The organism is Actinomadura rubrisoli (genome assembly GCF_004349215.1).
GTDB lineage: Bacteria > Actinomycetota > Actinomycetes > Streptosporangiales > Streptosporangiaceae > Spirillospora > Spirillospora rubrisoli.
Genome location: NZ_SMKU01000647.1, coordinates 1 through 1,970 on the forward strand (window position 1 = coordinate 1; position 1,970 = coordinate 1,970).

Sequence of the window (1,970 nt, forward strand, 5' to 3'; positions counted from 1 at the left end):
GGGTGGGGTTCGGGGTGTTGGGTTTCATCTGCGATTTGTTTTGATCGTTTTGTGTGTTCAAGTTTTTAAGGGCATACGGTGGATGCCTTGGCATCAGGAGCCGATGAAGGACGTGGGAGCCTGCGATATGCCTCGGGGAGTCGGCAACCAGACTTTGATCCGGGGATTTCCGAATGGGGAAACCTGGCACCCGTCATGGGGTGTCGCCGCCGTCTGAATGTATAGGGCGGTTGGTGGGAACGCGGGGAAGTGAAACATCTCAGTACCCGCAGGAAGAGAAAACAATAGTGATTCCGTGAGTAGTGGTGAGCGAAAGCGGAGGAGCCTAAACCGTGCGCGTGTGATAGCCGGCAGGTGTTGCGTGTGCGGGGTTGTGGGACCATCCTGATCTGGCTGCCGCCGGGTCGAGAAGTTACAAACTGCTCGGGTAGTTGAACGGTATGGGAAGGCCGACCGTAGACGGTGAGAGTCCGGTAGACGAAATCCGAGTGGCTTCTGGGTGTGTTCCCGAGTAGCACGGGGCCCGTGAAATCCCGTGTGAATCTGCCACGACCACGTGGTAAGGCTGAATACTTCCTGATGACCGATAGCGGACCAGTACCGTGAGGGAAAGGTGAAAAGTGCCCCGGTGAGGGGTCGTGAAATAGTACCTGAAACCGTGTGCCTACAAGCCGTCAGAGCGTCCTCAACACCCTTTGGGGTGTTGTTCGTGATGGCGTGCCTTTTGAAGAATGAGCCTGCGAGTTATGGTGTGTGGCGAGGTTAACCGGTGGCGGGTAGCCGTAGCGAAAGCGAGTCTGAATAGGGCGTTTTTAGTCGCATGCTGTAGACCCGAAGCGGGGTGATCTAGCCATGGGCAGGGTGAAGCGCCGGTAAGACGGTGTGGAGGCCCGAACCCACCAGGGTTGAAAACCTGGGGGATGACCTGTGGTTAGGGGTGAAAGGCCAATCAAACTCCGTGATAGCTGGTTCTCCCCGAAATGCATTTAGGTGCAGCGTTGCGTGTTTCTTGCCGGAGGTAGAGCTACTGGATGGCTGAGGGGCCCTACAAGGTTACTGACGTCAGCCAAACTCCGAATGCCGGTAAGTGAGAGCGTGGCAGTGAGACTGCGGGGGATAAGCTTCGTAGTCGAGAGGGAAACAGCCCAGATCATCGGCTAAGGCCCCTAAGCGTGTGCTAAGTGGGAAAGGATGTGGAGTTGCCGTGACAACCAGGAGGTTGGCTTAGAAGCAGCCATCCTTGAAAGAGTGCGTAATAGCTCACTGGTCAAGTGATTCCGCGCCGACAATGTAGCGGGGCTCAAGCACACCGCCGAAGCCGTGGCACTCAGGTCATGTGACCTGGGTGGGTAGGGGAGCGTCCTGCAGCCGGTGAAGCCGCCGAGTGATCGAGTGGTGGAGGCTGTGGGAGTGAGAATGCAGGCATGAGTAGCGAATCACGCGTGAGAAACGTGTGCGCCGGATGACCAAGGGTTCCTGGGGCAGGCTAATCCGCCCAGGGTAAGTCGGGACCTAAGGCGAGGCCGACAGGCGTAGTCGATGGACAACGGGTTGATATTCCCGTACCCGCTGGTATGCGCCAACGCTGAATCCTCTGATGCTAACCACCCGAGCTACCGTGTGGGCCTTCGGGCCTGTGTGGTGGGGAGCGTGGGACCCGAGGGGGTAGTAGGTGAGCGATGGGGTGACGCAGGAGGGTAGCTCAGCCCAGGCGATGGTTGTCCTGGGGTAAGCATGTAGCCCGGTGTGCAGGTAAATCCGCACACCATCTAAGGGTGAGATGTGATGCCGAGCCGTTTTAGGTGAAGTGAGTGATCCCATGCTGCCGAGAAAAGCCTCTAGTGAGTGTATCGGCGGCCCGTACCCTAAACCGACTCAGGTGGTCAGGTAGAGAATACCAAGGCGATCGGGTGAACTGTGGTTAAGGAACTCGGCAAATTGCCCCCGTAACTTTGGGAGAAGGGGGGCCT

At 57.6% G+C, this 1,970-nt stretch carries 1 rRNA gene; it reads left to right on the plus strand.

Annotation, left to right across the window (positions count from 1 at the left end):
* Positions 1–55: 55 nt before the first annotated feature.
* Positions 56–1,970 (plus strand): 23S ribosomal RNA (locus E1298_RS46480); the annotation flags it as partial.